At 44.2% G+C, this 26,838-nt stretch carries 27 protein-coding genes and 1 other annotated feature; of the genes, 20 read left to right on the top strand and 7 right to left on the bottom strand.

Annotation, left to right across the window (positions count from 1 at the left end; all coding sequences use genetic code 11):
• Positions 1 to 13 precede the first annotated feature (13 nt).
• From lepB to L5L98_RS10205, 7 genes are all read left to right on the top strand, one after another.
• Positions 14 to 931 (top strand): signal peptidase I, encoded by a 918-nt coding sequence (lepB, locus tag L5L98_RS10235; RefSeq protein WP_263140487.1) that lies wholly within the window; start codon positions 14 to 16, stop codon positions 929 to 931.
• 1 nt (position 932) lies between these two features.
• Positions 933 to 1,613, top strand: coding sequence for a ribonuclease III (gene rnc, locus L5L98_RS10230; RefSeq protein ID WP_012088603.1), 681 nt, complete (start codon positions 933 to 935; stop codon positions 1,611 to 1,613).
• Positions 1,610 to 2,626 carry a GTPase Era gene (gene era, locus L5L98_RS10225; protein WP_028760819.1) on the top strand — a complete coding sequence of 339 codons (1,017 nt, stop codon included), beginning with the start codon at positions 1,610 to 1,612 and terminating at the stop codon, positions 2,624 to 2,626. The genes rnc and era overlap by 4 nt, the downstream gene beginning before the upstream one ends.
• Before the next feature lie 28 nt (positions 2,627 to 2,654).
• The gene (gene recO / locus L5L98_RS10220) at positions 2,655 to 3,365 is read left to right on the top strand and encodes a DNA repair protein RecO (RefSeq protein WP_263140481.1); all 711 of its coding nucleotides are present in this window, start codon (positions 2,655 to 2,657) and stop codon (positions 3,363 to 3,365) included.
• Positions 3,366 to 3,435: 70 nt separating this feature from the next.
• The gene (pdxJ, locus tag L5L98_RS10215) at positions 3,436 to 4,173 is read left to right on the top strand and encodes a pyridoxine 5'-phosphate synthase (RefSeq protein ID WP_263140478.1); all 738 of its coding nucleotides are present in this window, start codon (positions 3,436 to 3,438) and stop codon (positions 4,171 to 4,173) included.
• Positions 4,173 to 4,553 (top strand): holo-ACP synthase, encoded by a 381-nt coding sequence (gene acpS, locus L5L98_RS10210; RefSeq protein WP_198572131.1) that lies wholly within the window; start codon positions 4,173 to 4,175, stop codon positions 4,551 to 4,553. The genes pdxJ and acpS overlap by 1 nt, the downstream gene beginning before the upstream one ends.
• A gap of 212 nt (positions 4,554 to 4,765) precedes the next feature.
• Complete coding sequence (locus L5L98_RS10205) at positions 4,766 to 5,290, top strand: DUF962 domain-containing protein (RefSeq protein WP_212599989.1); 525 nt, start codon at positions 4,766 to 4,768, stop codon at positions 5,288 to 5,290.
• A gap of 130 nt (positions 5,291 to 5,420) precedes the next feature.
• Here L5L98_RS10205 and L5L98_RS10200 read toward each other — a convergent pair whose 3' ends face one another.
• Both L5L98_RS10200 and L5L98_RS10195 read right to left on the bottom strand, forming a co-directional pair.
• A complete protein-coding gene (locus L5L98_RS10200; RefSeq protein WP_113940661.1) occupies positions 5,421 to 6,695 on the bottom strand; it encodes an HlyC/CorC family transporter in 1,275 nt (424 codons plus the stop codon).
• Positions 6,696 to 6,794: 99 nt separating this feature from the next.
• Positions 6,795 to 7,583: an inner membrane protein YpjD gene (locus L5L98_RS10195; RefSeq protein ID WP_028760813.1), complete on the bottom strand. Its 789-nt coding sequence runs from the start codon at positions 7,581 to 7,583 to the stop codon at positions 6,795 to 6,797.
• A gap of 289 nt (positions 7,584 to 7,872) precedes the next feature.
• Between L5L98_RS10195 and ffh the strand changes: the two genes are divergently transcribed.
• The 11 genes from ffh (at position 7,873) to L5L98_RS10140 (ending at position 18,897) form a co-directional block, all read left to right on the top strand.
• Complete coding sequence (gene ffh / locus L5L98_RS10190) at positions 7,873 to 9,246, top strand: signal recognition particle protein (protein ID WP_263140469.1); 1,374 nt, start codon at positions 7,873 to 7,875, stop codon at positions 9,244 to 9,246.
• Between the two features lie 217 nt (positions 9,247 to 9,463).
• Complete coding sequence (gene rpsP, locus L5L98_RS10185) at positions 9,464 to 9,715, top strand: 30S ribosomal protein S16 (RefSeq protein WP_006080788.1); 252 nt, start codon at positions 9,464 to 9,466, stop codon at positions 9,713 to 9,715.
• Positions 9,716 to 9,735: 20 nt separating this feature from the next.
• Complete coding sequence (gene rimM, locus L5L98_RS10180; protein ID WP_006080789.1) at positions 9,736 to 10,266, top strand: ribosome maturation factor RimM; 531 nt, start codon at positions 9,736 to 9,738, stop codon at positions 10,264 to 10,266.
• Between the two features lie 15 nt (positions 10,267 to 10,281).
• Positions 10,282 to 11,028: a tRNA (guanosine(37)-N1)-methyltransferase TrmD gene (gene trmD / locus L5L98_RS10175; protein WP_263140465.1), complete on the top strand. Its 747-nt coding sequence runs from the start codon at positions 10,282 to 10,284 to the stop codon at positions 11,026 to 11,028.
• 34 nt (positions 11,029 to 11,062) lie between these two features.
• Positions 11,063 to 11,416 (top strand): 50S ribosomal protein L19, encoded by a 354-nt coding sequence (rplS, locus tag L5L98_RS10170; RefSeq protein ID WP_006080791.1) that lies wholly within the window; start codon positions 11,063 to 11,065, stop codon positions 11,414 to 11,416.
• A 260-nt stretch (positions 11,417 to 11,676) separates the two neighbouring features.
• The gene (locus tag L5L98_RS10165; protein ID WP_173246114.1) at positions 11,677 to 12,768 is read left to right on the top strand and encodes a 3-deoxy-7-phosphoheptulonate synthase; all 1,092 of its coding nucleotides are present in this window, start codon (positions 11,677 to 11,679) and stop codon (positions 12,766 to 12,768) included.
• Positions 12,769 to 12,795: 27 nt separating this feature from the next.
• Positions 12,796 to 13,935 carry a bifunctional chorismate mutase/prephenate dehydrogenase gene (tyrA, locus tag L5L98_RS10160; protein WP_263140459.1) on the top strand — a complete coding sequence of 380 codons (1,140 nt, stop codon included), beginning with the start codon at positions 12,796 to 12,798 and terminating at the stop codon, positions 13,933 to 13,935.
• A gap of 216 nt (positions 13,936 to 14,151) precedes the next feature.
• Positions 14,152 to 15,816, top strand: a complete 1,665-nt coding sequence (gene hcp / locus L5L98_RS10155; RefSeq protein ID WP_263140456.1) for a hydroxylamine reductase — start codon at positions 14,152 to 14,154, stop codon at positions 15,814 to 15,816.
• A 74-nt stretch (positions 15,817 to 15,890) separates the two neighbouring features.
• Positions 15,891 to 17,066, top strand: a complete 1,176-nt coding sequence (locus L5L98_RS10150; RefSeq protein WP_173246109.1) for a hybrid-cluster NAD(P)-dependent oxidoreductase — start codon at positions 15,891 to 15,893, stop codon at positions 17,064 to 17,066.
• A 156-nt stretch (positions 17,067 to 17,222) separates the two neighbouring features.
• Entirely contained in the window at positions 17,223 to 17,558 is a 336-nt protein-coding gene (locus tag L5L98_RS10145; protein WP_028760805.1) for a hypothetical protein, read from the top strand.
• A 43-nt stretch (positions 17,559 to 17,601) separates the two neighbouring features.
• Positions 17,602 to 18,897 carry a cation:proton antiporter gene (locus L5L98_RS10140; RefSeq protein ID WP_173246106.1) on the top strand — a complete coding sequence of 432 codons (1,296 nt, stop codon included), beginning with the start codon at positions 17,602 to 17,604 and terminating at the stop codon, positions 18,895 to 18,897.
• Positions 18,898 to 19,071: 174 nt separating this feature from the next.
• Here L5L98_RS10140 and L5L98_RS10135 read toward each other — a convergent pair whose 3' ends face one another.
• Together L5L98_RS10135 and hpf are read right to left on the bottom strand one after the other, a co-directional pair.
• Entirely contained in the window at positions 19,072 to 21,066 is a 1,995-nt protein-coding gene (locus L5L98_RS10135; protein ID WP_173246103.1) for a chorismate mutase, read from the bottom strand.
• Positions 21,067 to 21,107: 41 nt separating this feature from the next.
• Positions 21,108 to 21,224, bottom strand: a sequence feature (Phe leader region).
• A gap of 1,637 nt (positions 21,225 to 22,861) precedes the next feature.
• A complete protein-coding gene (hpf, locus tag L5L98_RS10130) occupies positions 22,862 to 23,218 on the bottom strand; it encodes a ribosome hibernation-promoting factor, HPF/YfiA family (protein WP_173246100.1) in 357 nt (118 codons plus the stop codon).
• Between the two features lie 299 nt (positions 23,219 to 23,517).
• On the opposite strand from hpf, the gene L5L98_RS10125 reads away from it, so the two are divergent.
• Complete coding sequence (locus L5L98_RS10125) at positions 23,518 to 24,210, top strand: cytochrome b/b6 domain-containing protein (RefSeq protein WP_113940655.1); 693 nt, start codon at positions 23,518 to 23,520, stop codon at positions 24,208 to 24,210.
• 73 nt (positions 24,211 to 24,283) lie between these two features.
• On the opposite strand, the gene L5L98_RS10120 is transcribed toward L5L98_RS10125, so the two are convergent.
• Entirely contained in the window at positions 24,284 to 24,733 is a 450-nt protein-coding gene (locus L5L98_RS10120; protein ID WP_028760800.1) for a c-type cytochrome, read from the bottom strand.
• Between the two features lie 190 nt (positions 24,734 to 24,923).
• Here L5L98_RS10120 and trpR point away from each other — a divergent pair, with 190 nt between their 5' ends.
• Positions 24,924 to 25,199 carry a trp operon repressor gene (trpR, locus tag L5L98_RS10115; protein ID WP_028760799.1) on the top strand — a complete coding sequence of 92 codons (276 nt, stop codon included), beginning with the start codon at positions 24,924 to 24,926 and terminating at the stop codon, positions 25,197 to 25,199.
• Positions 25,200 to 25,263: 64 nt separating this feature from the next.
• On the opposite strand, the gene L5L98_RS10110 is transcribed toward trpR, so the two are convergent.
• Both L5L98_RS10110 and slyD read right to left on the bottom strand, forming a co-directional pair.
• Positions 25,264 to 25,635 carry a hypothetical protein gene (locus L5L98_RS10110; protein ID WP_028760798.1) on the bottom strand — a complete coding sequence of 124 codons (372 nt, stop codon included), beginning with the start codon at positions 25,633 to 25,635 and terminating at the stop codon, positions 25,264 to 25,266.
• Between the two features lie 237 nt (positions 25,636 to 25,872).
• Positions 25,873 to 26,529, bottom strand: coding sequence for a peptidylprolyl isomerase (gene slyD / locus L5L98_RS10105; RefSeq protein ID WP_028760797.1), 657 nt, complete (start codon positions 26,527 to 26,529; stop codon positions 25,873 to 25,875).
• Between the last annotated feature and the right edge of the window lie 309 nt (positions 26,530 to 26,838).

Here is a 26,838-nt window from a genome sequence, read left to right as displayed (position 1 = left end):
AGTTCAATAAGCAATGGCAGCGTATTTTTCCATTATTCTAGTGCTAATCACCCTGATCTCAGGACTTATTTGGTTAGTCGATGTGCTCGTTTTCGCCCCAAAGCGTCGTGAGAGTTTAGCGTTAGCAAAGGCATCACAAGCGAATTTAACTGAAGAAGCTGAGTACCAAATCATTCGTGAGTCGACCATAGTCGAAACCGCGCACTCTATCTTCCCTGTGATTGCCTTTGTGTTGATCCTACGTTCATTCATTTATGAGCCATTTCAAATCCCATCGGGTTCTATGATGCCTACCCTCTTAGTGGGCGACTTCATTCTGGTGGAAAAATTTAGTTATGGGCTTAAAGATCCCGTATGGCGAACCAAGCTGGTTGAAACTGGCGAGCCCAAACGCGGTGATGTGGTGGTATTTAAATATCCTGAAAACCCCGCCATTGACTACATTAAACGTGTAGTCGGTTTGCCGGGTGATAGAATTATTTACCGTAATAAACAGTTGATGATCCAAAAGGCCTGTGGCGTTGAGCAAACAGCTTGCCCAGAACCGCAAGTTATCGCCCGCACAGAGATAAGTCGTGGTGATTACAACCAAGATGGTGTGCCGTTACTGCGTTATAAAGAGGAATTGGGCGAGGTCGCCCACGATATCTTGATCAACCCAAGTCGACCTGACATGCTGGGATATTTTAAACGCGAAGGTAATTTACCCGCGGGTGAGTTTTTAGTGCCAGAAGGCCATTACTTTGCCATGGGCGATAACCGCGATAACAGTACCGACAGTCGTTTCTGGGGCTTTGTGCCAGAAGAAAACCTGGTCGGTAAAGCGGTAGCGATTTGGATTAGTTTTGAATTTGACCGTTCAAAAGCCGACTTCCTCCCAACTTGGGTGCCTAGCGGTGTGCGTTTTGAGCGTGTAGGTGGAATTAAATAGCATGGAACCGATTAAAAATTTGCCACGTTTGTGTCGTACTTTAGGTTATGAGTTCAAGAATATTGAGCTTTTGACTCAAGCGCTGACCCACAGAAGTGCGGCAAATAAGCATAATGAGCGCTTAGAGTTTTTAGGTGATTCAATTTTATCTATCGTGATTTCTGATGCTTTGTATCATCAGTTTCCGAAGGCAACCGAAGGCGATTTAAGCCGGATGCGTGCCACCTTAGTTCGCGGTGATACCTTAACTATCATCGCCCAAGAGTTTAAGCTCGGCGATTATTTATATCTCGGTCCTGGCGAGTTGAAAAGTGGCGGATTTAGACGCGAGTCGATTCTTGCCGATGCGGTTGAAGCCATTATTGGCGCCGTTTACCTTGATTCCGATCTCGAAGTTTGCCGTGCATTACTGCTGAAATGGTATGCCGAGCGTTTGGCCGAAATCCAACCTGGGATCAGCCAGAAAGACGCTAAGACATTACTGCAAGAACATTTACAAGGGTTTAAAAAGCCGCTGCCTGATTACCAAGTAATCAACATAGAAGGCGATGCCCACGATCAGACATTTACCGTTGAATGTCGTATTGAAGACTTGAGTCAAAGCGTCATTGGTGTGGCGAGTTCACGCCGTAAAGCCGAGCAAATCGCGGCCGCTCAAGTATTGGAGTTACTAAAGAAATGACCAAAAAAACAGACTTGTCAGGTATCGATGCTGCAAAAGCGGCAACTGAGCCGAGTTTAGATGAATTACTGGCAAGGATGAATGCGGCCGCGCCAACGCCGTCGGCCCAATACGATGTCACTTATTGCGGCATGGTGGCGATCATTGGTCGCCCTAACGTCGGTAAATCAACGTTAATCAACCGTTTGCTTGGTCAGAAGGTAAGTATTACTTCTAAAAAGCCACAAACAACGCGCCACCGTATCATGGGTATTCATACCGATGGTCCGAAGCAAATCGTGTTCATCGATACACCAGGTTTACACATAGAAGAGCAGCGGGCGATTAACCGCCTGATGAACCGCGCTGCAGCCAGTTCGCTTGCCGATGTGGCTATGGTGATTTTCGTGGTTGATGGCATGACGTGGACCGCCGATGATGAGATGGTGTTGAGTAAATTACGCCGTGGCGGTGAAGAGCGTCAGACAATTCTGGCGATCAATAAAGTCGACAATATCAAAGACAAAGAATCGCTATTCCCGTATTTGGAAGAAGTCGCCAAAAAATATCCTTTCGATGAAATTTTGCCGATTTCTGCCAGTAAAGGCACTAACGTTAAGCGCATTTTAGAGCTAGCGGCGGCGTCTATTCCTGAAGGACCTTTCTTCTTCCCTGAAGACTATGTTACCGATCGTTCGCAACGTTTTATGGCGTCGGAAATTGTGCGTGAAAAACTGATGCGCTTCTTAGGTGATGAATTACCCTATGATGCGACAGTTGAGATTGAACAGTTCAAGATGATGGAAAATGGCGTTTATCAAATTAATGCCTTGATCCTTGTTGAGCGTGAAGGTCAAAAACGTATGGTGATTGGTAGCAAGGGCGAACGTATTCGTACTATCGCAACTCAAGCTCGCTTAGACATGGAGACCTTGTTTGATAATAAAGTTTTCCTCGAAGTGTGGGTGAAAGTGAAATCCGGTTGGGCCGATGATGAACGCGCCTTGCGTAGCTTAGGTTACGGCGACGATTAAGCATTAATTTCAGCGAGCGCGCTTACCGATGAAACGTGGTTACGTTTTACATCATCGCCCATATCGAGAGTCCAGTGTCTTAGTTAACCTCTTAGTTGACGGCATTGGACGGGTTGATGTGGTTGCCCGAACCGGCAGCGGTAAGCGCTCTATCAAGAGTATTCTCCAGCCCTTTCAACCGCTGATCTTCGAATTTAGCGGTAAGTCTGAATTAAAAACCTTAACTCAAGTCGAAGCCGCTGCGCCTGCTGTGCCTCTTTCTGGTCAAAGCTTGTTTGCTGGCATGTATATCAATGAGTTATTGGTTCGCACTTTGTCTCTACAGCACAATGCCGAAGAGTTGTTCCTCATTTATCATCAAGCCTTAGTCGGCCTTGCCGCGAAGTTTTGCCAATCCCAACTGCGTTATATTGAGCTTGCCTTGCTGCGGGAATTAGGTTTTATGCCTTCTCTTAGCCGCGATACTCAAGGTGAACCACTCGTGCCTGACTATTATTACCAGCTCGTGCCTGAGTTAGGTTTTCAATTTGTACTCAACTCCCGTGCTCGCAATGCCTATCAAGGGGCAATGTTGACGGCGCTTAACGATAACCAGCTCACCGACGCACATTTTTTGAGCGCTAAGTTGTTGATGCGCTCCCTGTTAACGCCATTACTCGGGACTAAACCTTTGTTGAGTCGACAATTGTTCGTCAGCACTGCCGTACCAACTAAGATTGATGGGAATAATTCGCCCTAGCTCCTGTTTTTTAGCGTGAGCCTAAGTACAATAGGCCGCAATATCAGCGTTAAACATTAAGGAGTTCCCGATGAGCCGTATCTTATTGGGCGTGAATATCGACCATATTGCTACTCTGCGCCAAGCCCGTGGCACCAGTTATCCTGATCCTGTGCATGCTGCTGCCGTTGCTGAACATGCTGGCGCCGATGGCATCACTATCCATTTGCGTGAAGACAGACGCCACATCATAGACCGCGATGTGTATCTGTTGGCAAAAACCTTGAAAACCCGCATGAATTTCGAATGTGCGGTGACCGAAGAAATGCTTAACATCGCCTGTGAAATTAAACCGACCTATGTCTGTTTAGTGCCAGAAAAACGTAAAGAAGTCACCACTGAAGGCGGTTTAGATGTGGCGGGGCAGTTAGATAAAATCACTGCCGCAGTGACTCGTTTAGCCGCTGAGGGCATTCAAGTCTCCTTATTTATCGATGCCGATAAAACCCAAATTGATGCCGCCGTTGCATCAGGCGCACCGCTTATTGAAATTCATACAGGCTGTTATGCCGATGCTAAAACTGAAGCGGAAGAAGCTATTGAGTTAGCGCGTATTAGCGAAATGGCAAAATACGCCCATGGCAAAGGTTTAGTGGTTAACGCGGGTCATGGTTTACATTATCACAACGTGAAACCCATCGCGGCGATTCCTGAGTTATATGAACTCAATATCGGCCATGCGATTGTCGCACGTGCCGCCATTGACGGTTTAGCGACAGCAGTGAAAGACATGAAAGTGTTAATGCTTGAAGGTCGTCGAGGCGAATAATGGCGATTGTCGGCCTAGGCACAGATATCGTCGAGATTGAGCGTATTCAGGTCCATGTGGCACGCGCAGGTGACAAGCTGGCGAAACGTGTGCTGACCGAGTCTGAGTTAGCCATTTATACTGCCCATAGTCAGCCAAGTCGTTATCTTGCCAAGCGTTTTGCTGCAAAAGAAGCCGCAGCCAAAGCCCTCGGTACGGGTATTGGCCGCGGCGTGTCGTTTCAGCATATTCACATTGGCAACAATGAGGATGGTGCACCGACGATTCACTTTACCGAGGGGGCGCTGACGCGCTTACAGCAGCTTAAAGCGACGGTTGGGCATATCTCTATTGCCGATGAAAAATCCTACGCGATTGCGACGGTAATCATAGAGTCTTAATAAACCCGAGTTTGTGTCTGTTGGCGGTAAAAAAGGAACCTTAGGGTTCCTTTTTTCATTTCTGGATGGGTATCCAAATCAGTGCCAAATTACTGAATGCAACAATTTATTTACTTTTACTGTTCAGCTTAATTGTTTTACGTTAGTTTATGGCTTGCGCGTCGCTCAATTTGGCGCACGTAAAATCAGGGGCAAATGAAGAGGAACCCGGCATGAAATCCGCCGCAGAGCAGTTATCGACCTACAAAAGTGTGCATTTAAATCAGCGTAATATTCAGACCCATTTTATTGGCATCCCACTGATTATTTGGTCTGCTTTCCTGTTGTTGGCCACAGTGCGTATTCCGCTGGGCAGTATGGGGGAGGCAAGTTTAGCAGTGATAGTCGGTATATTCGTGTTGGCCTATTATGTCCGTTTACACTTAAGGCTTTCAATGGGGCTCATCTTATTTATGGTACCTGTGCTGCTCACAACTGAGTGGGCGGCGCATATCGCTGGTGCCACTTGGCTTGCCTTAGGGGTATTTTTGGTGGGCTGGGTGTTCCAGCTAATCGGCCATCAATATGAAAAAGCCAAGCCTGCCTTTGTGGATGACTTAAATCAGCTATTAATTGGGCCATTTTTCTTAATGGCGGAAGTGTATTTTATGTTGGGCTTAGAAAAGGCGCTGAATGCCCAGATAACACCAATGGCGCTTGAGAAGCGTCGTATGCTTGAGGCGAAAAAGTCTGCATAGCTTGGCTAGATAGTGAATTAGAGTAGATAGATTTATAGCTTGGGGGAGCATCATCGCTTGGAGGAAATCGTCCGCCGGACCACATCTTAACTTGTGTGGTTCGGCCATTTTTTATGCTCAAAATTGAGGATTAAACTCTGGGGGGATGATAATACAGCGGGATAATTCTCACTGTATTAATCATATTCTCTGACACATCAATTATCTCTAATGGATAACCTGCTAAACGTAAACTGGTATTCGCAGAAGGAATTTCCTCCAGATACTCCAGAATCAGACCATTGAGGGTTTTAGGGCCATCGGTGGGAAAGTTCCACTTCATTTCTTTATTCAAATCGCGGATCGTAATGCCCGCATCGACTAAGTAGCTGCCATCTTGCTGCACCTTAATGTCTTCACTCGGGGTGGTCAACATAGAAGTGGTAAAGTCGCCGACAATTTCTTCGAGAATATCTTCGAGTGTTACTAGACCTTGAATATCACCATATTCATCAACGACTAAGCCGATGCGCTCTTTATTTTGTTGGAAGTTAGCTAGCTGCACATTGAGTGGCGTACCTTCTGGCACAAAGTAGAGTTCTTTCACTGCGCGCAGCAAAGATGACTTACTAAATTGCTCTTTAGATTGTAGACGCAGGGCATCGCGTAGATGAATAAAGCCCACTGCATCGTCTATGGTGTCGCGATACACTAACACTCGGGTATGTGGACTTTGGATCACCTGACGATTGATAACCTTAAATTCGTCATTGACGTTAATTCCGTAGATATCTGAGCGTGGCACCATAATATCTTCAACGGTGACTTTCTCTAAATCCAAGATAGATAACAGCATTTCTTGGTGGCGTCGGGGGATGAGTGCCCCTGCCTCATGCACCACAGTACGCAGCTCTTCTTGGCTTAGTGCATCGCTACTATTAACGGTTTTTATCCCCATCAAACGTAAGATACCTGTGGTTATCAAATTAACGCTTGAGACAACATAGGCAAAGGTAGAGGAAAGTATAAGTAGCAGTATGCTAGAGGGAAAAGCAATACGCTCAGGATTTAGCGCTGCGATGGTTTTTGGCGTGACTTCAGCAAAAACGAGCACGACTAACGTAAGCACGCCTGTTGCAACAGCGACCCCTAAGTCGCCCCAAAGACGCATCCCAATGATAGTCGCAATAGCCGATGCGGAAATATTGACTAAGTTATTGCCAATTAAGATCAATCCAATCAAACGGTCAGGACGCTCAAGCAACTTCAAGGCTCTAATCGCACCTTTATGGCCATTGTTGGCTAAGTGGCGTAGACGGTAACGGTTGAGAGTCATCATTGCGGTTTCTGAGCCTGAAAAATAGGCAGAGAATAGGATAAGCACTAGTAAAACGATCAGGAGTGCGCTTGTCGATATAGCGTCCAAAAAAGGCTCCAATGTGGCCAGTAAACTTAAGTAAATACCGACATTTAAAAAAAGTGTCAAGTCGGCCGCAGCAATAACTGCCCCAGCCGACTTAAATGTTTAGTTGAGGATTAATTCTTTGACAATGCGCGCGCCAAAATATGCGAGCGAAAGTAAGGATGCGCCAGTCAGAGTATAAATGACTGCGGTACGAATTTTACAACCGACCCAATACTGTTGCCACAGCATAGTAATGTATACAAACCAAGCCATTATCGACAGAATTGCCTTATGACCTTTACCATCGGCGAACATATCTTCAAGGAAGATAAAACCAGTCGCGAGCGACAAACTGAGCAAGATAACGCCGATAATCACTAGGTGATACAGTTGTTTTTCAACTGTCATCAGCGGCGGAATGCCAGGGCTCAGCATAAATTGTTTTTTCTTCAGTTTATTTTGGATCATCGCCAGTTGTATCGCATACAGGGCGGCAATCATCAGGGCGCTGTAGGCCATGAGTGACAATACGACGTGGGCTAATACTTCAGGATAAAGCTCAAAATGTGTGATGAATTTAGGCGGCAATAACCAGAGTAGGGCAACCGAAAGCACTGAGCAGGCATAAACCACGGGCACGACGACGATGACCTTCAGCCTGAACATCAATATCGTAAAAGTAAAAGCGATAATCCAGTTCACTAAGGAAATCACATTCGTCAGGCTAAAGTTTTGGCCATCTGTGGTGAAAATCACTTGTGATAATGCTGCAGCATGCAAAATAACCGCGATAGCGGCAAAGCCTGCGACAGCACGGCGATTCGGACCGTCTGGGTGAAACAATCTACTCGTCACTAGTACCAATGCAATGCAATAAAAAAACATGGCTGAGGCAGAAAAGATGACCATGGGTAATTAACCTATTTGTGTAGTTAAAGGTGCCTTAAAAACGGGGCATACAGATCAATATTTTCCCTAGAATAACATGAGCTGTCGGCAAATGGGCAGTGACATGAGTTGCAAAATTTAGCAGATTCTTATTGTTAGGGTTAAATAGTGTGTCGACGACAATAAAACATGACTCAGCGCAAGTAAAACACTTAACCACAATCAAGATGGGTGCAGCAGTAGCATAATGCGCATGCATCGTTATAATACAGCCCATCAATCGAGATTCTTAAAGGTATAGAACAGGACGATGTTTGAGAACCTAACCGACAGACTGTCACGCACACTGAAAAATATCAGTGGCCGTGGTCGCTTAACTGAAGAAAACGTTAAGGAAACCCTGCGCGAAGTGCGTATGGCACTGCTGGAGGCCGATGTTGCCCTGCCTGTGGTGCGCGAATTCGTTAATAACGTAAAAGAACGTGCCGTTGGCCAAGAAGTCTCTAAAAGCTTAAGCCCAGGTCAAGCCTTTATTAAGATAGTTCAAAGTGAACTTGAAAAATCCATGGGCGAGGCAAATGAAGCCCTAGATTTAGCCACTCAGCCGCCAGCTGTGATTATGATGGCGGGTCTGCAAGGTGCGGGTAAAACCACCAGTGTGGCCAAACTGGGTAAATTTTTACGTGAACGCCATAAAAAATCGGTATTAGTCGTCAGTGCTGACGTTTATCGCCCTGCGGCGATTAAACAGCTTGAGATGTTAGCGCAAGAAGTGGCGGTGGAGTTTTTCCCATCGGACGTTAGCCAAAAGCCAATCGACATTGCGAAAGCGGCGATTGCCCACGCTAAATTAAAGTTTATTGATGTGGTGATCCTCGATACCGCGGGTCGTCTGCACGTCGACGAAGCCATGATGGACGAGATCAAAGGCTTACACGCTGCGGTCAAGCCTATCGAGACCTTGTTCGTTGTTGATGCTATGACAGGTCAAGATGCGGCAAACACCGCTAAGGCGTTTAACGAAGCTTTACCACTGACAGGGGTGATCTTAACCAAAGTCGATGGTGATGCGCGCGGTGGTGCGGCGTTATCGATTCGCCACATTACGGGCAAGCCGATCAAATTCCTTGGTGTCGGTGAAAAGACCGACGCGCTAGAACCGTTCCATCCCGATCGTATCGCCTCACGCATTTTGGGCATGGGCGATGTGTTATCGCTTATCGAAGAAGTTGAGCGTGGCGTCGATAAAGAAAAGGCCATGAAGCTGGCTTCGAAAGTGAAGCAAGGTGGCAGTTTCGATTTAGAAGATTTCCGTGAGCAGTTACAGCAAATGAAAAATATGGGCGGCATGATGAATATGCTGGAAAAACTGCCCGGTGTCGGTCAATTGCCCCCAGAAGCCTTAGCGCAAATCCAAGACGGCAAGATGACAGGTCAAATGGAAGCCATCATTAATTCGATGACTTCCAAGGAGCGTAAGAACCCTGATTTAATCAAGGGCTCACGCAAACGTCGCATCGCAGCTGGTTCTGGCACGCAAATTCAAGATGTAAACCGTTTATTGAAACAGTTTACTCAAATGCAAAAGATGATGAAAAAAATGTCTGCTAAAGGCGGCATGCAAAAAATGATGCGCGGAATGCGTGGCATGATGCCGCCAGGAATGAAATTTCCGGGACGTTAATCGGGCATTTTTAGTTAAACTTAGCACTTTATCAGTCGGTTGAATCTGGCAACAATGAACCGCTTACTGAGGGCGCAGGCGTAATAATCGCCATCTTTGGTTGCATTCGTTGGAAAGTCAGGTAAAATCTTCCGGCTTTCTATCTGGGACTCTTCGCGAACACGGGGTTCCAGTTTTTATTTTTGCTTCAAGCAAATCATTAGAGGATTGAAAACGCATGGTTACCATTCGTTTAGCTCGTGGCGGCGCAAAAAAGCGTCCATTTTACAACATCGTTGTTGCTGATAGCCGTAACGCTCGTGACGGTCGTTTCATCGAGCGTGTTGGTTTCTTCAACCCATTGGCCCGTGGCCAAGAAGAAACTTTACGTTTAGACCTAGCTCGCGTTGAGCACTGGGTTTCTAACGGTGCAGCTGCTACAGAACGTGTAGCAAAACTGATCAAAGACGCTCGTAAAGCAACAGCTTAATAGCGTTAAGGTATAGATTGATGAGCAGTAACCAACAGCCAGTCGTACTGGGGAAATTAGGCTCCTGTCATGGCATTAAAGGTTGGCTGAAAATCACCGCCTATACCGATTCTGTTGAAGGTATCTTTGACTATTCACCTTGGCTTATTAAAGAAAATGGTGAATGGCGCGAAATAAAGGTCACCCAGTGGCGTTATCAAGGTAAGGCCGTTGTTGCCTTACTTGATGGCGTAGAAACACGGGAGCAAGCGCAAATGCTCACAAATTGTGAGATTGCGATTTTGCCGGAACAGATGAACGATTTGCCAGCAGATGAATTCTACTGGCGTGATCTCATCGGTTGCGAAGTGGTCAATACAACAGGCTATAACATGGGGATTGTCGATCAGATCGTGGAAACAGGATCGAACGACGTATTACTTGTTAAAGCCAACGCTAAAGATAGTTTCGGCAAAGTGGAACGTATGATCCCCTTTGTCCCTGAGCAGTTCATCAAAACGGTGGATCTGCAAGGTAAACAGATTTTAGTGGATTGGGATCCTGACTTCTAAGTCGAGGTACAACAGATGTGGTTAGGGGTAATAACCCTGTTCCCAGAGATGTTCCGTGCCGTGACAGACTTTGGAGTTACGGGTCGAGCCGTGAAAAACGGCCTGCTCGAGTTGCACACGTGGAATCCCCGTGATTTCACCCATGATAGACATAATACGGTAGATGACAGGCCTTACGGCGGTGGTCCCGGAATGTTGATGATGGTGCAACCCTTGCGCGATGCCATCCATGCAGCGAAAGCCGCAGCGGGTGAAGGTGCGAAGGTGATTTATTTGTCACCTCAAGGACGCAAGCTGGATCAGCAAGGCGTCACTGAGTTGGCTCAATCATCACGTTTGATTTTGGTCTGTGGTCGATACGAAGGTATTGACGAACGCATCATTCAAACGGAAGTGGATGAAGAGTGGTCGATAGGGGATTACGTGCTTTCGGGCGGCGAATTACCGGCGATGACTCTGATAGATTCAGTATCGAGATTGGTTCCTGGCGTGCTAGGAAAACAAGCTTCGGCGGAGCAAGATTCTTTCTCCGACGGTTTACTGGATTGTCCACATTACACTCGCCCTGAAAGCTTGGATGGTCTTGACGTACCGGCAGTGCTGCTAAGTGGCAACCACGAACAAATTAGACTCTGGCGTTTACAGCAAAGCCTTGGTAGGACTTTACTTAGACGGCCAGAATTATTGCAAAATCTAGCTCTGACTGACGAACAAACGACTCTATTAGCGCAGTTCGTTGAAGCAATGGACAAGCATGCTTAGTCGTAGCTCAGTTAATTCTAGAACGGAGTAAGTTATGAACAACATCATTAAAATGCTCAACGATGAGCAAATGAAACAAGACGTACCTGCGTTTGGTGCTGGTGATACAGTAGTCGTTCAGGTTCGTGTTAAAGAAGGCGATAAAGAGCGTTTACAGGCTTTTGAAGGCGTTGTAATTGCTAAGCGTAACCGTGGTCTGCACTCTGCATTCACAGTACGTAAAATCTCTAATGGCGAAGGTGTTGAGCGTGCTTTCCAAACGCACAGCCCGCTGATCGCTAGCATTGAAGTTAAGCGTCGTGGTCGCGTTCGTCGCGCCAAACTGTACTATCTGCGTGATCGTTCAGGTAAATCTGCACGTATCCGTGAGAAGCTGGCAACTAAGTAATAGTTACCGCTACAGAAAACAAGACGTAGTGTTCGCACAGAAAACCGCCCTAGTGGCGGTTTTTTGTTGCTGTTTTTTGAGTATTTATACTTGATCTAAAGAGAATGAACAGGCATAGTGGTCGCCTAGTTGTAATGGTGTAGCATTACAAAAGTACATTGCGATAGATTTACGCTATTTTATATCCGAAATGAATGCCCAAGCTGACTTGAAGTCCTGCTTCGACAACTGGGTTAAACACTAAGTCTTAGGTGGTAAGCATGCAACAAGATACGATTAACAACGTACACATCAGTTCAGAGAAAGTCTTAATCACGCCGCAAGAGCTTAAAAATGCCTTGCCACTCTCTGAGCATGCTTATCGCTATATCCTCAATGCTCGCAAAACCGTGGCTGATATTGTTCATAAGCGCGACAATCGAGTATTGATTGTCACTGGTCCTTGCTCCATCCATGATATCGCCGCTGCTAAGGAATACGCTTTAAGGCTTAAAACCCTGCACGATGAACTCAGTGATGAGTTTTATATCTTAATGCGAGTGTACTTTGAAAAGCCGCGTACCACGGTAGGTTGGAAGGGCATGATCAACGATCCCGATATGGATGAATCCTTCGATGTCGAAAAAGGCCTGAAAATGGCCCGTGAGCTAATGATTTGGTTGGCCGAGTTAGGACTGCCTGTTGCAACCGAAGCACTCGATCCTATCAGTCCTCAGTACATTTCTGAGCTTGTCACTTGGTCTGCCATTGGTGCTCGCACCACTGAATCGCAGACTCATAGGGAAATGGCATCGGGTCTTTCTATGCCGGTGGGCTTTAAAAATGGCACCGATGGTAAGCTCGATGTAGCGATTAATGCGCTAAAATCGGCGGCCAGTAGCCACAGATTTATGGGCATAAACCAACAGGGCCAAGTCGCATTATTGCAAACTGCAGGTAATCCCGATGGTCATGTGATTTTACGTGGAGGTGCAACGCCCAACTATGATGCGGCGAGTGTGGCAGAGTGTGAGGCGCAGCTTCATAAAGCCAAACTCAATGCACGTTTGATTATCGATTGCAGCCACGGCAATTCATCCAAAGACTACAGCCGCCAAAAGCCTGTGTGTGAAGATGTGTTCGAGCAGATTTATAACGGCAATAAGTCGATTATTGGCGTCATGCTAGAAAGTCATTTAAATGAAGGCAATCAAAGTTGTGATAGGCCATTAAGCGAGCTAGCTTACGGTGTTTCTGTAACAGATTCTTGTATTAATTGGGAAAAAACAGAAACCATTTTACGGGAAGGCGCAGCGAAGTTATCTTCAATACTTCCAACGCGTTTCAATATGCTTAAAGTAGCTAACGCTTAAATTAGTTACAGCTTAATGGACTCAGGTATGAATGAAAAAACAACGGCCGAATTAGAACACCTTCGCGGCCTGATTGATGGTGTTGATCAGCAATTACTACACTTACTGCGTAAGCGCTTGGATCTCGTGGCGCAAGTAGGCACGGTGAAACACGGCGCCGGTTTACCTATTTATGCGCCTCAGCGTGAAGCAGCCATGCTGGCTAAACGCCGTGAAGAAGCAAAAACTATGGGGATCGAGCCGCAGTTGATCGAAGATATTTTGCGTCGCTTGATGCGTGAGTCTTACCTCAATGAAAAAGATGTTGGTTTTAAGCAAGTTAAAAAAGATCTTGGCTCAGTGGTGATTATCGGCGGTAAAGGGCAACTCGGTGGACTATTTTCACAAATGCTGACTTTATCCGGCTACCAAGTGAATTTGCTCGATAAAGACGATTGGCAGCAAGCGGATAACCTATTTGCCGATGCGGGCATGGTGTTAGTGACTGTGCCGATTGCGATTACTTGCGAGCTTATTCGTGAAAAGCTGACCCAATTACCAGCCGACTGCATTCTGGCGGATTTGACCTCCATCAAGACTGAGCCAGTTAAAGCCATGCTTGAGGCGCATTCTGGTCCCGTCGTTGGTTTTCATCCTATGTTTGGTCCTGATGTGGGCAGTCTGGCGAAGCAAGTCGTGGTGGTGTGTCATGGTCGCTCGCCGGAAAAATACCAGTGGTTGCTTGAGCAGATCGCCATTTGGGGAGCGCGGATTGTCGAAGCAGAACCAGAGCGTCACGACAATGCGATGCAGCTAGTGCAGGCAATGCGTCACTTCTCGACCTTTGTGTATGGTTTGAATCTGTGTAAGGAAGAGGCCGATATTGATACTTTACTGCAATTTAGCTCGCCGATTTACCGATTAGAATTAGCTATGGTAGGGCGCTTATTCGCCCAAAGCCCAGAGCTTTACGCCGATATTATTTTTGCACAGCAAGATAGCCAGCATGCTATTGGTGATTATTTAGATAACTACCGTGAAGCGTTAGAACTGCTAAAACGGGGTGACAGGAACGAGTTTATTAAGCAGTTCCAAAGTGTCGCCAAATGGTTTGGGGATTTTGCCCCTCAATTCCAGCGCGAGAGTCGTATTATGCTGCAATCGGCAAATGATATGAAAACCAATTAATAAATAAACAGTTACTCTTTAAAACGCCCATCATTGATGGGCGTTTTTTTATGGATTTTTAACAGGTCACATTGTATTAATTAGCAATTGCTTAAGGTGATCTTTCTCTAACATTTAGCATCTCACTTTAGAAATGACTGTCGCTTATGGCACGTTTAGGTAGACTAGTTTTAAACATGTAAAAATAAAGCATGAATTTAAATTAGGAGTCTATCCATGTTCTGTATTCAGTGTGAGCAAACCATTCGTACACCCGCTGGCAATGGTTGTAGTTATTCCCAAGGTATGTGTGGCAAGTTGGCGGCAACGTCCGATCTGCAAGACTTGCTGATTTACATGCTACAAGGCGTGTCTGTATATGCGGTTAAAGCTCGCGAGCTGGGCATTATCGATGCTGAAATTGATAGTTTTGTGCCTAAAGCCTTTTTCGCGACCCTCACCAACGTCAACTTCGATGATGAGCGCATTATGGCCTATACCCAGCAGGCGGCTAAGTATCGTGCTCAGTTAAAAGCTTCTTACGAAGCGGCTTGTGAACAAGCCGGTATTGCTGCTGAGCAAGTGCCGCAAGTCGCTCAGTTAGTGCTGGGGACCAGTAAGATTGAAATGCTAGCGCAGGCGCCGATTGCACTGCTGAATAAAGATAAGCATGAAGTTCATGAAGACATCATGGGATTGAGGTTATTGTGTTTATATGGCCTTAAGGGTGCGGCTGCTTATATGGAGCATGCTCGCGTGTTGAGTCAGACTGATGCTGATGTGGCAGGGCGCTTCCATGAAATCATGTCTTTCTTAGGTGAGCCGAGTGTTGATGGCGATAAGCTGTTTACTACTGCTATGGACATAGGTCAGTTGAACTACCGCATAATGGCAATGCTGGATGCGGGGGAAACTCAAGCCTTTGGTCATCCTGAGCCAACTGTGGTCAACACTAAGTCAGTTAAGGGCAAAGCCATACTAGTCTCTGGCCATGACATGAAGGATTTAGAGCTTATTCTCGAGCAGACTGTAGGCAAGGGTATCAATGTGTTTACCCACGGTGAAATGCTTCCTGCACTAGCGTATCCAGCCTTTAAAAAATATGCACATCTTGTCGGAAATTACGGCAGTGCTTGGCAGAATCAACAGCAAGAATTTGCCAATTTCCCTGGCGCTGTAGTGATGACATCTAACTGTATTATCGATCCAAATGTGGGTAGTTATAGTGATCGTATCTTTACTCGCAGCATAGTGGGCTGGCCTGGTGTGGTGCATATCGAAGGAGATGATTTCTCGGCTGTCATTGATAAAGCGTTAGCCTTAGAAGGCTTTATCTATGATGAAATCCCACACACTATCACTATTGGTTTTGCCCGCAATGCCTTGATGGCCGCAGCGCCCGCCGTGGTTGAAAATGTGAAAAGTGGTGCGATTAAGCATTTCTTCCTTGTTGGCGGTTGCGATGGCGACAAAGCCGACAGAAGCTACTTCACTGAACTTGCTAAATCCACACCTAAGGATTCAATAATCCTGACGCTAGGCTGTGGTAAGTACAAATTCAATAAGCTCGAATTTGGTGACATTAACGGTATTCCACGTTTGCTCGATGTGGGCCAATGTAACGATGCCTATTCAGCGATTCAGTTGGCGATTGCATTAGCTGAAGTGTTTGAATGTGATATCAATGAATTACCTCTGAGCTTAGTGCTTTCTTGGTTTGAGCAAAAAGCCATTGTAGTACTGCTGACGCTGTTGTCACTTGGCGTTAAAAATATTCGAACAGGCCCGACGCCACCTGCGTTCCTGACGGCCAATTTAGCCAAAATTTTAGAAGATAAGTTTGGCTTGCGTAATACCACGACAGTCGAAGCCGATTTAAAAAATATGTTAAACGTGGCTTAAATCAACCAAGAATTGTTGCTGAACTGCGGTTTTGGCTTGTTTACTGAGGCCGCAGTGTTTTGTGGGTAAATGCTATGAACATGAGTGTGATAGCGGGAGCGCGGGCATTATCGGTTTCGCCCCATAAACCCGGAAGTGTTAATCAATTAGTGTGCGTCGAACGCTGGAATGAAACCTCGGATGTCGTGAGTTTTCGTTTTCAAGCGGGCGAGCCGATGAAGTTTGACTATAAACCCGGTCAGTTTATGACCTTTGTGCTTGAGATTAATGGCGAGCAAGTGTGCCGCAGTTATACCTTGTCATCATCGCCATCTAGGCCCTATTCCTTGATGGTGACGATTAAGCGTGTTGCGGGTGGACTCGTATCTAATTATCTTATCGACAATCTATTACTCGGCCAGAGTGTGCGAGTGCTACCGCCCGCGGGGCAATTTAATCTGTTTGATATTGCTCGGCTAAGCCATAAACAGCCAGAGACTGAAAAGTTAGATGCTAATCTGTTAGCTATAACGGCGCAGAAATACCTTTTTTTGAGTGCTGGTTGCGGTATTACCCCCATGTACTCTATGTTGCGTTATCTGACTGATACGCAAATTGATGCCGATATTGCCTTTGTGCACAGTGCGCGATCAGAGAATGATATTATTTTTAAGTCATCATTGGCGACTATGGCCAACCGTTTTAATGCATTTAAGCTCAGATACGTACTTGAGACTGTCACTGAAACACTGGGGTGTTCACCAAAGATAGCATTCGATTTCGGGCGGTTAAGTGCACAGATGCTACAAACCTTAGTACCTGATTTTGCAGAGCGTACTATCTACCTTTGTGGGCCAGAACCTTATATGCAAGCGGTAAAAACCTTATTAGTCGAACTCAATTTTGATATGAGTCGGTTATACCATGAGAGTTTTGCCACGGCCGAGAAAGTTGCTCGCAGTCAGCTTATGCAAGCAAACTCGTCAGATGGAACGAGTGAAAACACACCAGAAGTGGCTTTCGCCTTGTCTATTGGCGATCGAAGCACGACGCTAAATCAAGGGCAAAGTCTGCTGGAGGGAATTGAGGCCGAAGGTTTGCCGATTATTGCGGCCTGTCGTTCGGGCGTTTGCGGCGCGTGTAAGTGTCAAGTCTTGGAGGGAGAAACGGTATCGACAAGCATGATGACACTGACTGCTGCAGAAATTGAGGCCGGTTTTGTACTCGCTTGCTCCACAACATTAGCATCCGACGTGATACTTAAACTTTAACGTGCTGCTAATTAGCGTCATTTACTTGTGACTTATTTTTAAATGGATGGAAATATTTCTAATCCTTAGTTGCGCTTATCTCAGTGAGAACGTAAGGTTAATGACAAGGGCGTATGATGTTTGCGCCCAGTCTATTAGTCTGGCTGGAGTCTCTCAATGACAATGACAACCACTTATGCCGCAAAAATTGAAGACCGTACTCTGGGACATTTGTTGTACGCCTTGATGTCGGGTTTTCCCTTATTATTACTTCCTGTGCTGCTAAGTTTGTTCATTAATCTTTCCCAACGCCAATTCCATGGTAATCCATTATTGGCGTCGCATTTGCGTTGGCAACGGCATTCTAATCTCGCCTTTCTTGGCTTGCTAGTGCTCGGCTATTGCGTTCCACTGACTTGGCTCAGTCTTTCGATTTATCTCTTTGGGATCATTTGGTTTTGCCACAGGATCATTAAAGGGTGGTTAAGTCTATTGGATGGTTTAGAAATCTAAACTTGTGCTAGAGTCTCTAAATTGATGATTTTTAGAGGCTCTTATGTCCAGCTACCAAATTCTGTGTGTCCTCTGCGCGTTGGCGCTAGTGACTTCGGTTATCTCCTCTCGCGTCCATAAACTGCAGGAAACTGTGGCAATTACTGCTATTGCCCTAGGAATGAGTTTGTTGTTGCTCCTTGGGGGGAAGGCTTTAGGTGGGGACGTTTATGTTTATTTTGTCTCTGGCTTAGAGAAACTCGATTTTCAAGCTTTACTGCTCAATGGCATGCTTGGTTTTTTACTCTTTGCCGGCGCATTACAAATCCGCTTAAAAATACTGAGGCATCAAAAGTGGGAGATCCTAATCCTTGCTTTTATAAGCACCTTATTGTCGACATTTATTATAGGTGGGCTGTTATTTTGGTTCGCGCCTATGCTGGGTCTCCCGCTACAATTCAGCCACTGCTTACTGTTCGGCGCCTTGATTTCGCCCACCGATCCTATCGCTGTTTTGGCTATTTTAAAGAAAATGGGTGCGCCGGAAGATATTGCGATTCAAGTAGAAGGTGAATCTTTATTTAACGATGGCATAGGGTTAGTGATTTTTGTGGCAATATCGCAATTGGCTTTCTCCACCGAGCCACTGACGTTTATCCATATCTCTGAGTTATTTATTCGTGAGGCGGTAGGTGGGGTTATTTACGGTAGCGTGCTTGGTTTTCTGCTGCATCATTTTTTCCGCTACTGCGAGGAAGAAACGCAATTAATGCTGGTTACCCTGCTGATCCCAACCGCGGGATATGTCATGGCGGATGTGCTTGGTGTTTCTGGTCCTTTAGCTATGGTGAGTGCGGGGATCATCATAGGAAATTTCAGTGTGCCTAAGTTTTTTGCTCGCAACGAGCGAGTGAAACTATTTACTTTTTGGTCGCTGATTGAATCCTTCTTTAATGCCTTACTCTTCCTATTGCTTGGTTTATTACTTTTGTTAGTCACTTTCAAAGCGCCATTATGGTGGTTTATGTTTGTGGCTATACCAATAGTCTTGTTGGCGCGTGCAATGAGTGTGTTATTACCTTATTTAGGCTTTCGATTGTTTAAGTCATACAACCCCTATGCAGAGACGATTTTGATTTGGGGTGGCTTAAGGGGAGGATTAGCCCTCGCTATGGCGATGAGTTTGCCAGAGGGTATCGTCATAGATGCTATTGGTGGTGTGGAGCTGCGGGAGTTGTTGTTAGTGATGACCTATGCCGTCGTCGTATTTTCGATTCTAGTGCAGGGCTCTACTATGACAGGGCTTATCCGTAGGAGTAATGCCGTTACTGAACCATCGAGTGCTGTTGGCTCTTCTTAAAATGCATAAAGGCTCACTGCGCTGCAATACTAAACAATATTAAGCCTGCTAGTCATCACACTGGCTAGCAAGCTTGTCTGAGTCAATTAGGGATAAAAGATGTCTTATTTATCCCTTAACACACTTCGAACTAACCACATTTCACTTTAAATTAAATCAATCAAGATCAAAGCTTTAGTTCGCCCGATATAATTCCCGTACCACAGCGCTTATTAAGTTAAGCGACTCATGGTCATCATGGCTAGCTAGTGGACAATTGAGTATCAATCCATCCACTTTAAGCTGTTTAATACCTTGTGTTTGAACCAATAGGGCATCATCTGATACGGCATAACTTGGGTTGATCAAAATCGGCAAATGGCTCGTGGCTTTAATCTGGATCAGACTCGCTAAATCGAGTGAAGGTAGATTGGCGTTATTTAAGGTTCTAATGCCTGAGTCACACAGAACCAGTTGCTGATTGCCTTGGCTTAAAATGACTTCTGTTGCCGTGAGTAATTCTTCAAAACTTGCCATATCGTTACGCTCAAGTATTAAAGGTACCGGTAGGGTTCCTACTTGAGTCAGTAAAGTTTGGTTAAACATCTGCTTGCCTGCGAGGAATAACATATCGGCGTGCTGGACTGCTAATGGCATATCAGCTTCTTGCGCTATGGCAATAATGCACACTAGGCCATATTGATGCAGGATTTGGCGTAGTTTAGCGAGAGTAACTTCTGCCATAGTCAGTTGATTAACAGAGCTGAGCAAAACGGCTTGGAATCCCGCTTCTTTAAGCTGCTTCACTTGTTGCTCGAAAGCCGATAATGCTAAATGTGAAATGTCATTATTCAGTGTGATTTGGGCTATGGCACAGACATGCCCTGCACCGATTGTCATTGCGCCGCAGTTGATTTCACTGGCTTGCTCTTTATAGGCTTTGCTATATCGAACTGGACTGGCATTAGCACCATTTTCGCTGATGACTTGATCCTTAGAGGTGCTGGGCTCAATCAGTAGCTGGCTGTTGCTCAGCTGTGTGGGTTTGACTGTTTCACAAGGATAACAGCCTAATACTTTGATAAAACGGGTGATCCGCTCTAGTTGCTTTAAACCTGCCAGCATAGATTCACTGGAGATATTTGCGTCGATATCTAAATAGAACATTTCTTCCCAAGGTGTTCCTGGAATCGGGCGTGACTCTAATTTGCTCATGTTTAACTGATGCGCTTTTAGAACCAGTAAGGCTTCCACTAAAGCACCGGCTTTTTGGCCTGTTGCCATGATCAATGTAGTCTTAGCGGGTAACTGCTCTGGTACGGCAACGGCTTTGCGAGCAACAACGATAAAGCGACTTTGGTTGATCTTCTGATTAGCTAAACCTGCTTCTATGGACTCAAGTTGATAGAGTGCACCACCTTCGGCGCTGCCAATCGCTGCTGCACTGTTATCTGGACTTTGGTTTACCTTTTCCATTGCTTCTGCGCTGCTTGAGCAGTATTCCAGTCTCAAGTCTTTGTGTTGAGTTAAATATCTGCTGCATTGGCTAATAGGCTGAGGGTGGGCATAGACAGTTTTGATCTCAGCTAATTTACTGCCAGCTTTTCCTAGTAGGCAATGGCTGACTTCAATCGTCGTTTCACCAACAATCGACAGACTGGTGTGCTGTAGCACGTCGTAGACTTCGTTAATTGAACCTGAAGATGTGTTCTCAATCGGTAGGAAACCATAATCAGCATGTCCAGACTCAACGGCTTGCACTATTTCATCGAAACTTTGGCAACCTAAGTCCAGCATTTCAACTTGGCGACGTTGGCAATAGCGTGTAGCTGCGAGATAAGAGTATGAACCTCTAGCACCGAGGTAAGCGATACAATACTGTTGTTTTTGTGTCTCTGGATTGGCGCGGCCGTGAAGGTAAGCTTGTTGATTCAATACTGAATCTTCAATGATGCTCTGGTAAAGGGAGATAACATAGTGGGCATCTAATCCTTTCTCTCTGCCTTCTTTCACGAGTCGAGCGAGCAGTTCTTTTTCCCTTTGAGTATCTCTGATGGGTCTGACATCTACTTCTTTGCTACGGGCTACTTCTAAACTTAAGCGACGGCGCTCAGCGAGTAATGCCAGCAGTTCATTATCCAGATGGGTGATCTGCTCTCGGGTTTGATTTAAAGGCTGTGGTGTATGCATTCTGACCTCAATTGCCGCCATGTATTTTATCAATCGTTTAAGACAAAAAAGCCTCCCAGTTGGGAGGCTTTGGATTTTTACTTTCGTTTTTACACAGTAAATCCGCCTCCTAGAGTGGGGGTGTAAAAAAGAAAGTAAAAAAAGCTGCTGTTATCATTTTCATGGTCTTAAAACTAAAGGGCTAGGGCTTAGCTGTCAATCAAAACTTTCTTAAAGGTAATCTAAAAAAAGCGCACCCGAGGGTGCGCTGGTTTGGTTCAAGTATATATATGGTCAAGCGAGTTTATCCTCCCTATGGTCAGTGTGGGACAAGGTAACACATTCGTTTATCTTACATTTACGTGTAACAGTAAAACGTTGACAACTCACTCGATAACGACTTGCATTTACAATGAACATTAACAAGTACTTTATGCGGCATAGCGTATAACCTTGAAACTATGCAGTTTGCAGTACCAGCGAACTTACGTTGACATGTCTTGCACTTATATTTTAACAATTAACACTTGCATGGAGCTATAACATTAAAAACTAACACTAACAAAACGAACATTTAAAAATAAACGATTTACGGCTCATTGGTTGTACTAGGTACATTTTGCTGTAAGAACAGCTTAGCCTTGTCACGCGTTTAGGTCTTGCTACTTACATTATTACCATTATTACTTTTTACTTTAAAACCTAACATGTTAATACATGGAGAGTATAAAAAGCTTTCATTTACTGTTATTACAATTTTCGTCAAGTCTAGATTTCCTCCTTTTTAGTTGATAAGTAAACATTATTTAAGGTGTCTATAAATATCAAAACTCAACTAATGGTAAACGTTAACACATTACATAAATAAACATTTATACGATTTACAGTTTTTACTATAAAGATAACACTAAGTAAACTAATGACTTTTAATTAAACCAACGTATTGTACTTACATTAAACACTTACATTAAATCACACGCTAAAAACGCTAACTAACATATCAGTGTAAATATGACTCTCTTCATATAACTAATCTATATCTAACTAAACGTGACAGTTGTTACCTCATTTATCTCAGTGTTTAGCACGCATTGGTGCTGACCCGTTTTACAATAAACGCTTTTATTCATGTAGCTTTTGTAAATGTGATTTTTGTTTATGTTTACCTGAGCCTCCATTGTGGATATAAAAAGTTTGATAGTTAAAGGTTTTGCTAATGTACTCGTTGTACTGTACTCGGCTCCTTATGTTAACTCTGGTATTCAGCAATGCCGCCTGTTTCTGGTGGGCATCCTGATATTGGGTCAAAATTGAGTACTGCTTTTAGTGAATGCCAACATACTTGATTGTTTCTAAAATCAAATTGTTCGCTCTTGTGTTGCCTCCTTTCCAAACTTGCTATTGAAAGTGGAACCTAGTTGAAAATAAAAATTGAACTTTTAAACGTAGAAATTATAAGTAAAATTAATCATTAACAGTAAACCTTAGTACTTAAAACCTTAGTGCTTAAAACTATAAGGCTTAGATTGGTCGTGCTCCTTAGTTATATCCAGTAACGTTACTTAGAACTTAAGATCTGTTAATCAATATTTGTAAATCAAAATTTAAAGTAAATCAACATTTGAAACGATTTAAATCCGCACCACTTCGATTCTTGCTGTCACTTTGTAAAGTGTAGTAGGTATTTAGTCAAAAGAACTGTTTTTTTCATCATTAAAATGATTGCACTAAGCTTTTGTAAAAACTGTGATCTGATTAAATATTTCTACTTTATTGCTCTCAAAGTGATGCGTTTCTCGCACTCACTAGATTTAAATTATGCCGCATCTTCCTCCTCGTACTCGTCGTCAATTTCAGCAACATTATTAGTCGGTGTTAGTGATGTGGAGCGTTGAGCTTCAGGTTTGTGTGTTATGCGATTGAGCTGCTTCTCTAATTTTTGGCCCATAGCGTTAATCGCAGTATATAAATTTTCATGTTTTGCTTGAGCGAAGAGTTCTCCATTTGGGATGCCAACCGATGCTTCAATTTTGAAACCAGGTTTCTCCTCCGTAATGATTACATGGGGATTTATCATTTGCACATCATGCCTTGAAAGTTTTTCAAAACGGCTTTCAATGCGTTCGCGAATAGGAGATGTGACTTCAAGTTGCTTGCTAGTAATCTTTAGCATATTTCGAACCTTCTGTTGTTTCCTTGGATTTCAGATTACCAAGGTTCGCACTATAAAACGAGATGTAGATCACGTTTTTGTGCCCATTAGATACTGTTCGTTGGATATTTGATCACTTAGACAAATATCAATAATTCTTGGCCCAAAAGCCTTGTATTGCCAGCTAAATGGGGTCATATTCGATGGGATAACTCCGCAGTCTTTGCCCTTATTTACTTATATTTACTTTAAGTTTCATCCCGAATCCCGATAAAATACCTCTACTTATTCCATTCGGTCACTTTGAGTTTGCCCATTTTATGAATACTGAACACGTTAAAATTAAGGTCTGGGATTTACCCACGCGAATTTTCCATTGGGGCATGGTGTGTCTGTTGGCACTTTTATGGTGGAGTGCCGATGCGGGCGAAATGCAGTGGCATCAAATTTTTGCTTATAGTTTGCTGATCCTTATTGGATTTAGGATCCTCTGGGGGCTGATTGGTAGCGATACGGCAAGGTTTAGTCACTTTGTTCATCACCCCAAAGTTGTACTCGATTACTTGAGATCGATTCGAACTAAAGGGATGTCTGTGGTACTTGGACACAATCCTATCGGTGGCTATATGGTCATCGCGTTGATTGGGATCATTAGCCTTCAATTAGTTACAGGCCTTTTTGCGACCGATGATATTTTTACCGAAGGTCCGCTATATAGCTATGTCAGTTCAGATACCAGTGGGTTTTTGACTTGGTTACACAAAACGAACTTTAACCTTATTCTCTTGCTGAGTGCCATTCATGTACTGGCTGTGATTATTCATGCCATGAAAGGGGATAAGTTAGTTGGTGCTATGATCAGTGGCTACAAGAAAGTCTCGAAGGTTGCTTTTTCATCAAGTGCGAAGAGCGAGCTTCGATTCAAGTCTGAGTGGCTTGCTTTAGTGCTGTTCACAGTATGCGCTGCTGTGGTCTTTGGCTATTTAATGTGGCCAATAGTGCAAGTTCTGTAGATTTATACTTAGTTTTGGAACAACAAAAAGCCTGCTATTTAGCAGGCTTTTTGATGGGAAAAACAACGTCAAACTAATCTTTCTTATAAATGTCGTGACAACTTTTACAGCTTTTTCCAGTGTCCATAAAGGCTTGTTTGATTTCAGCTTGATTACCTTTTTGAGCTACAGTAGCCAGAATGGCAGCATTCTCTTGGAAGGTTTTCATTTTTGCATCAAAATCAGCTCTGTCTTGCCAAACTTTGGCTAGGGCTTCGGTATCACCTTTGTCTGAGCCATCAATAAAACCTTCGAAAGGAATTTTGGATAATGCAGCAACATTCGTTGCGCGCATTGCGAAGGTTTCTGCTTCGAAAGGTTTTTTGCCTTTCATCATGGCAGCCATATCGCCGAAGTTATAAGCAATAAGACCAAATGCAGATTGGCGGTATTCAATTGCATCTTTAGAGTCTTCGAAATTGTGTGCTTGAGCAGTTGAAGCCAATAAGGTACTGGCAACGAGAGTAAGTAGTAATTTTTTCATCGTATTCTCACAAATTAGCGTCGAAGTGTGACATTGCACTCCTATTGTACACAAATTAACTTGATGTACTAGAAGCAATTTTGTCAGTTTTTGTCTGGATAAGACGGCTAAACGTAACAATTTATTTGTAAGTAGGCTAAATCTGTTAGACTGCTAATGTAATGCTTGAACAGTACTTATGAGGGTGATTATGCGAGCTAACTGGGATCTAGTATTAGAAAAAATTTTGAGCCACAGCAATTATGAAGATCTTTCTGTGTTGTTTCATTTACTGTTAACCGAAGAAGAACGTAGTGCCGTTGCCGGACGTTTGAAGGTCTTTCAATTGCTGCTAGACGGGGAAATGAGTCAAAGGCATATCGCTGCGGAATATGAAGTCAGTATTGCAACGATTACACGTTGTTCTAATTATTTGAAGAATATGTCTTCTGAGCATAGGGCGAAAGTTCAAAAACTAATTGGTTAGTGTTCACGTGGATACAACTCTTATGAATATCATCTGCTCCTATTGTGGTGAATAGAACTAAGTCTTAAGGCGTGATGGGAAGCTTATGACGACGATAGAGGGAACGACGAACCAGAATGTATAAGCCGTAGCTGAGTAAACAGATAGCCAGAATTGGGTAAAGATCCTTGGGAAGGAATTTAAAGATAGCCAGCGCCGCTAAGAGATAGATAAAAGGTAGAAAGTTATAAATTATCTCGGGAAGATAACCCGATTTACGCCGCTTAGCCGAGTCTGTTCGACGGTTTTGAGAACGCATAACGTAGATCCTCGCACCTAATACAAATACCACAGTTGCCGCTATCAAGGCATAGTTGATGTCGAGTGCAATAAAACTCGAACTACCGAGCGCCATGTAGCCAAAAGGCAAAATTTCGTAAAGGGGTTTGGTTAACATAAGCACTCCGTCGCTTAACTTAGGTTGATATCAATATCTAATTGAAACTATTCATATAAAATTTGAATACTTCAATTTACCAGTTAGTTATTTATCTATTACGAATATTATAAACGCTTGTGTATAAAAAATGCACGACCTTAAATTAAGGGCGTGCATTTTAAAAGGTTAAACAATGGCAGTTTAATCACTTACGGATAAATAACTTCTCGTTTAACTGCTGGTATCAGGCTTTGTTTAGCCGCGGCAACCACAGCCGCCATTGCCGTCACAGCCAGTTTTAGGTGTGTCGCAGGCTTCGTGTTCTTCATGGTGGTGTCCATGATCGTGGTCTGAACCACCACAACAGCCGCCCGCTTCTTGTTTGCCTGAACCGCCACAGCATCCACCACCGTGGTCGTGATCATGTCCATGGCTTCCACAACCACCTTGGGCATGAATGTGGCCATGAGCGATTTCTTCGGCTGAGGCTTCACGAACGTCAACGATTTCGACGCTGAAATTGAGCGATTGGCCCGCTAAAGGATGGTTGCCATCGACGATAACCACATCGTCTTTCACTTCCATGACTTGAACTGGGCGCTGACCCATTTCAGTTTCAGCGATGAAGCGCATACCTGGGACGATATCTTCGATATCACCAAAGGCTTCTAATGGCACGGCTTGACGTAGGCCATCGTGATAAGGCCCATAGGCTTCTTCGGCGCTAATAGTGACATCGAGTTTTTCGCCTTTGCTTTTACCATCTAATGCGGCTTCTAAACCTGGGATCAGGTTTTCAGTGCCGTGTAGATATAGCATAGGTTCAGAGTCGAAAGAGTCTTCTAATAGTCTGCCTTCTTGATCTGATAAACGGTAATGAATGGTTACCGCGCTGTGTTGAGTGATCTTCATATCGCCTCCAATTCGTAATGTGCGCGCATAATAACGTGCTTTTTTAGTGCTGGCGATAATTTGAAGTGGCTTATGTTAGATATCGCACAGGTTTTTTTTAGGCAAATTTGTCGGTGCTTTACGGTAGAAAGGATGAGTAATGTGATTTTTGCTCGTTAGCCTGTTAATTTAGCCTGAGTGATGAGGTAGAACAAATAACGCATTATTTTAAAATGCATTATAAATAATCAGATGTAAAACAAGTGATTATCTAATGTTTTTCGTACCGTGTTACGTTGACGTCAACAGTTATCTGTTGCGTAAATCGCA

This window comes from Shewanella sp. SM23 (assembly GCF_025654295.1).
In the GTDB taxonomy this organism is placed as follows: Bacteria; Pseudomonadota; Gammaproteobacteria; order Enterobacterales; family Shewanellaceae; genus Shewanella; species Shewanella oncorhynchi.
This window is presented reverse-complemented; position numbering and strand designations above follow the sequence as displayed.

Bases quoted from the DNA above. Each gene is read 5' to 3' on its own strand.
- L5L98_RS10205 (WP_212599989.1), top strand. From the start codon at position 4,766: ATGAAATCCGCCGCAGAGCAGTTATCGACCTACAAAAGTGTGCATTTA.
- rpsP (WP_006080788.1), top strand. From the start codon at position 9,464: ATGGTTACCATTCGTTTAGCTCGTGGCGGCGCAAAAAAGCGTCCATTT.
- pdxJ (WP_263140478.1), top strand. From the start codon at position 3,436: ATGAGCCGTATCTTATTGGGCGTGAATATCGACCATATTGCTACTCTG.
- hpf (WP_173246100.1), bottom strand. From the start codon at position 23,218: ATGCTAAAGATTACTAGCAAGCAACTTGAAGTCACATCTCCTATTCGC.
- rplS (WP_006080791.1), top strand. From the start codon at position 11,063: ATGAACAACATCATTAAAATGCTCAACGATGAGCAAATGAAACAAGAC.
- L5L98_RS10150 (WP_173246109.1), top strand. From the start codon at position 15,891: ATGAACATGAGTGTGATAGCGGGAGCGCGGGCATTATCGGTTTCGCCC.
- acpS (WP_198572131.1), top strand. From the start codon at position 4,173: ATGGCGATTGTCGGCCTAGGCACAGATATCGTCGAGATTGAGCGTATT.
- slyD (WP_028760797.1), bottom strand. From the start codon at position 26,529: ATGAAGATCACTCAACACAGCGCGGTAACCATTCATTACCGTTTATCA.
- L5L98_RS10110 (WP_028760798.1), bottom strand. From the start codon at position 25,635: ATGTTAACCAAACCCCTTTACGAAATTTTGCCTTTTGGCTACATGGCG.
- recO (WP_263140481.1), top strand. From the start codon at position 2,655: ATGAAACGTGGTTACGTTTTACATCATCGCCCATATCGAGAGTCCAGT.
- L5L98_RS10125 (WP_113940655.1), top strand. From the start codon at position 23,518: ATGAATACTGAACACGTTAAAATTAAGGTCTGGGATTTACCCACGCGA.
- L5L98_RS10195 (WP_028760813.1), bottom strand. From the start codon at position 7,583: ATGGTCATCTTTTCTGCCTCAGCCATGTTTTTTTATTGCATTGCATTG.
- hcp (WP_263140456.1), top strand. From the start codon at position 14,152: ATGTTCTGTATTCAGTGTGAGCAAACCATTCGTACACCCGCTGGCAAT.
- rnc (WP_012088603.1), top strand. From the start codon at position 933: ATGGAACCGATTAAAAATTTGCCACGTTTGTGTCGTACTTTAGGTTAT.
- trmD (WP_263140465.1), top strand. From the start codon at position 10,282: ATGTGGTTAGGGGTAATAACCCTGTTCCCAGAGATGTTCCGTGCCGTG.
- trpR (WP_028760799.1), top strand. From the start codon at position 24,924: ATGCGAGCTAACTGGGATCTAGTATTAGAAAAAATTTTGAGCCACAGC.
- L5L98_RS10165 (WP_173246114.1), top strand. From the start codon at position 11,677: ATGCAACAAGATACGATTAACAACGTACACATCAGTTCAGAGAAAGTC.
- L5L98_RS10135 (WP_173246103.1), bottom strand. From the start codon at position 21,066: ATGCATACACCACAGCCTTTAAATCAAACCCGAGAGCAGATCACCCAT.
- L5L98_RS10140 (WP_173246106.1), top strand. From the start codon at position 17,602: ATGTCCAGCTACCAAATTCTGTGTGTCCTCTGCGCGTTGGCGCTAGTG.
- L5L98_RS10120 (WP_028760800.1), bottom strand. From the start codon at position 24,733: ATGAAAAAATTACTACTTACTCTCGTTGCCAGTACCTTATTGGCTTCA.
- L5L98_RS10145 (WP_028760805.1), top strand. From the start codon at position 17,223: ATGACAATGACAACCACTTATGCCGCAAAAATTGAAGACCGTACTCTG.
- lepB (WP_263140487.1), top strand. From the start codon at position 14: ATGGCAGCGTATTTTTCCATTATTCTAGTGCTAATCACCCTGATCTCA.
- era (WP_028760819.1), top strand. From the start codon at position 1,610: ATGACCAAAAAAACAGACTTGTCAGGTATCGATGCTGCAAAAGCGGCA.
- tyrA (WP_263140459.1), top strand. From the start codon at position 12,796: ATGAATGAAAAAACAACGGCCGAATTAGAACACCTTCGCGGCCTGATT.
- rimM (WP_006080789.1), top strand. From the start codon at position 9,736: ATGAGCAGTAACCAACAGCCAGTCGTACTGGGGAAATTAGGCTCCTGT.
- ffh (WP_263140469.1), top strand. From the start codon at position 7,873: ATGTTTGAGAACCTAACCGACAGACTGTCACGCACACTGAAAAATATC.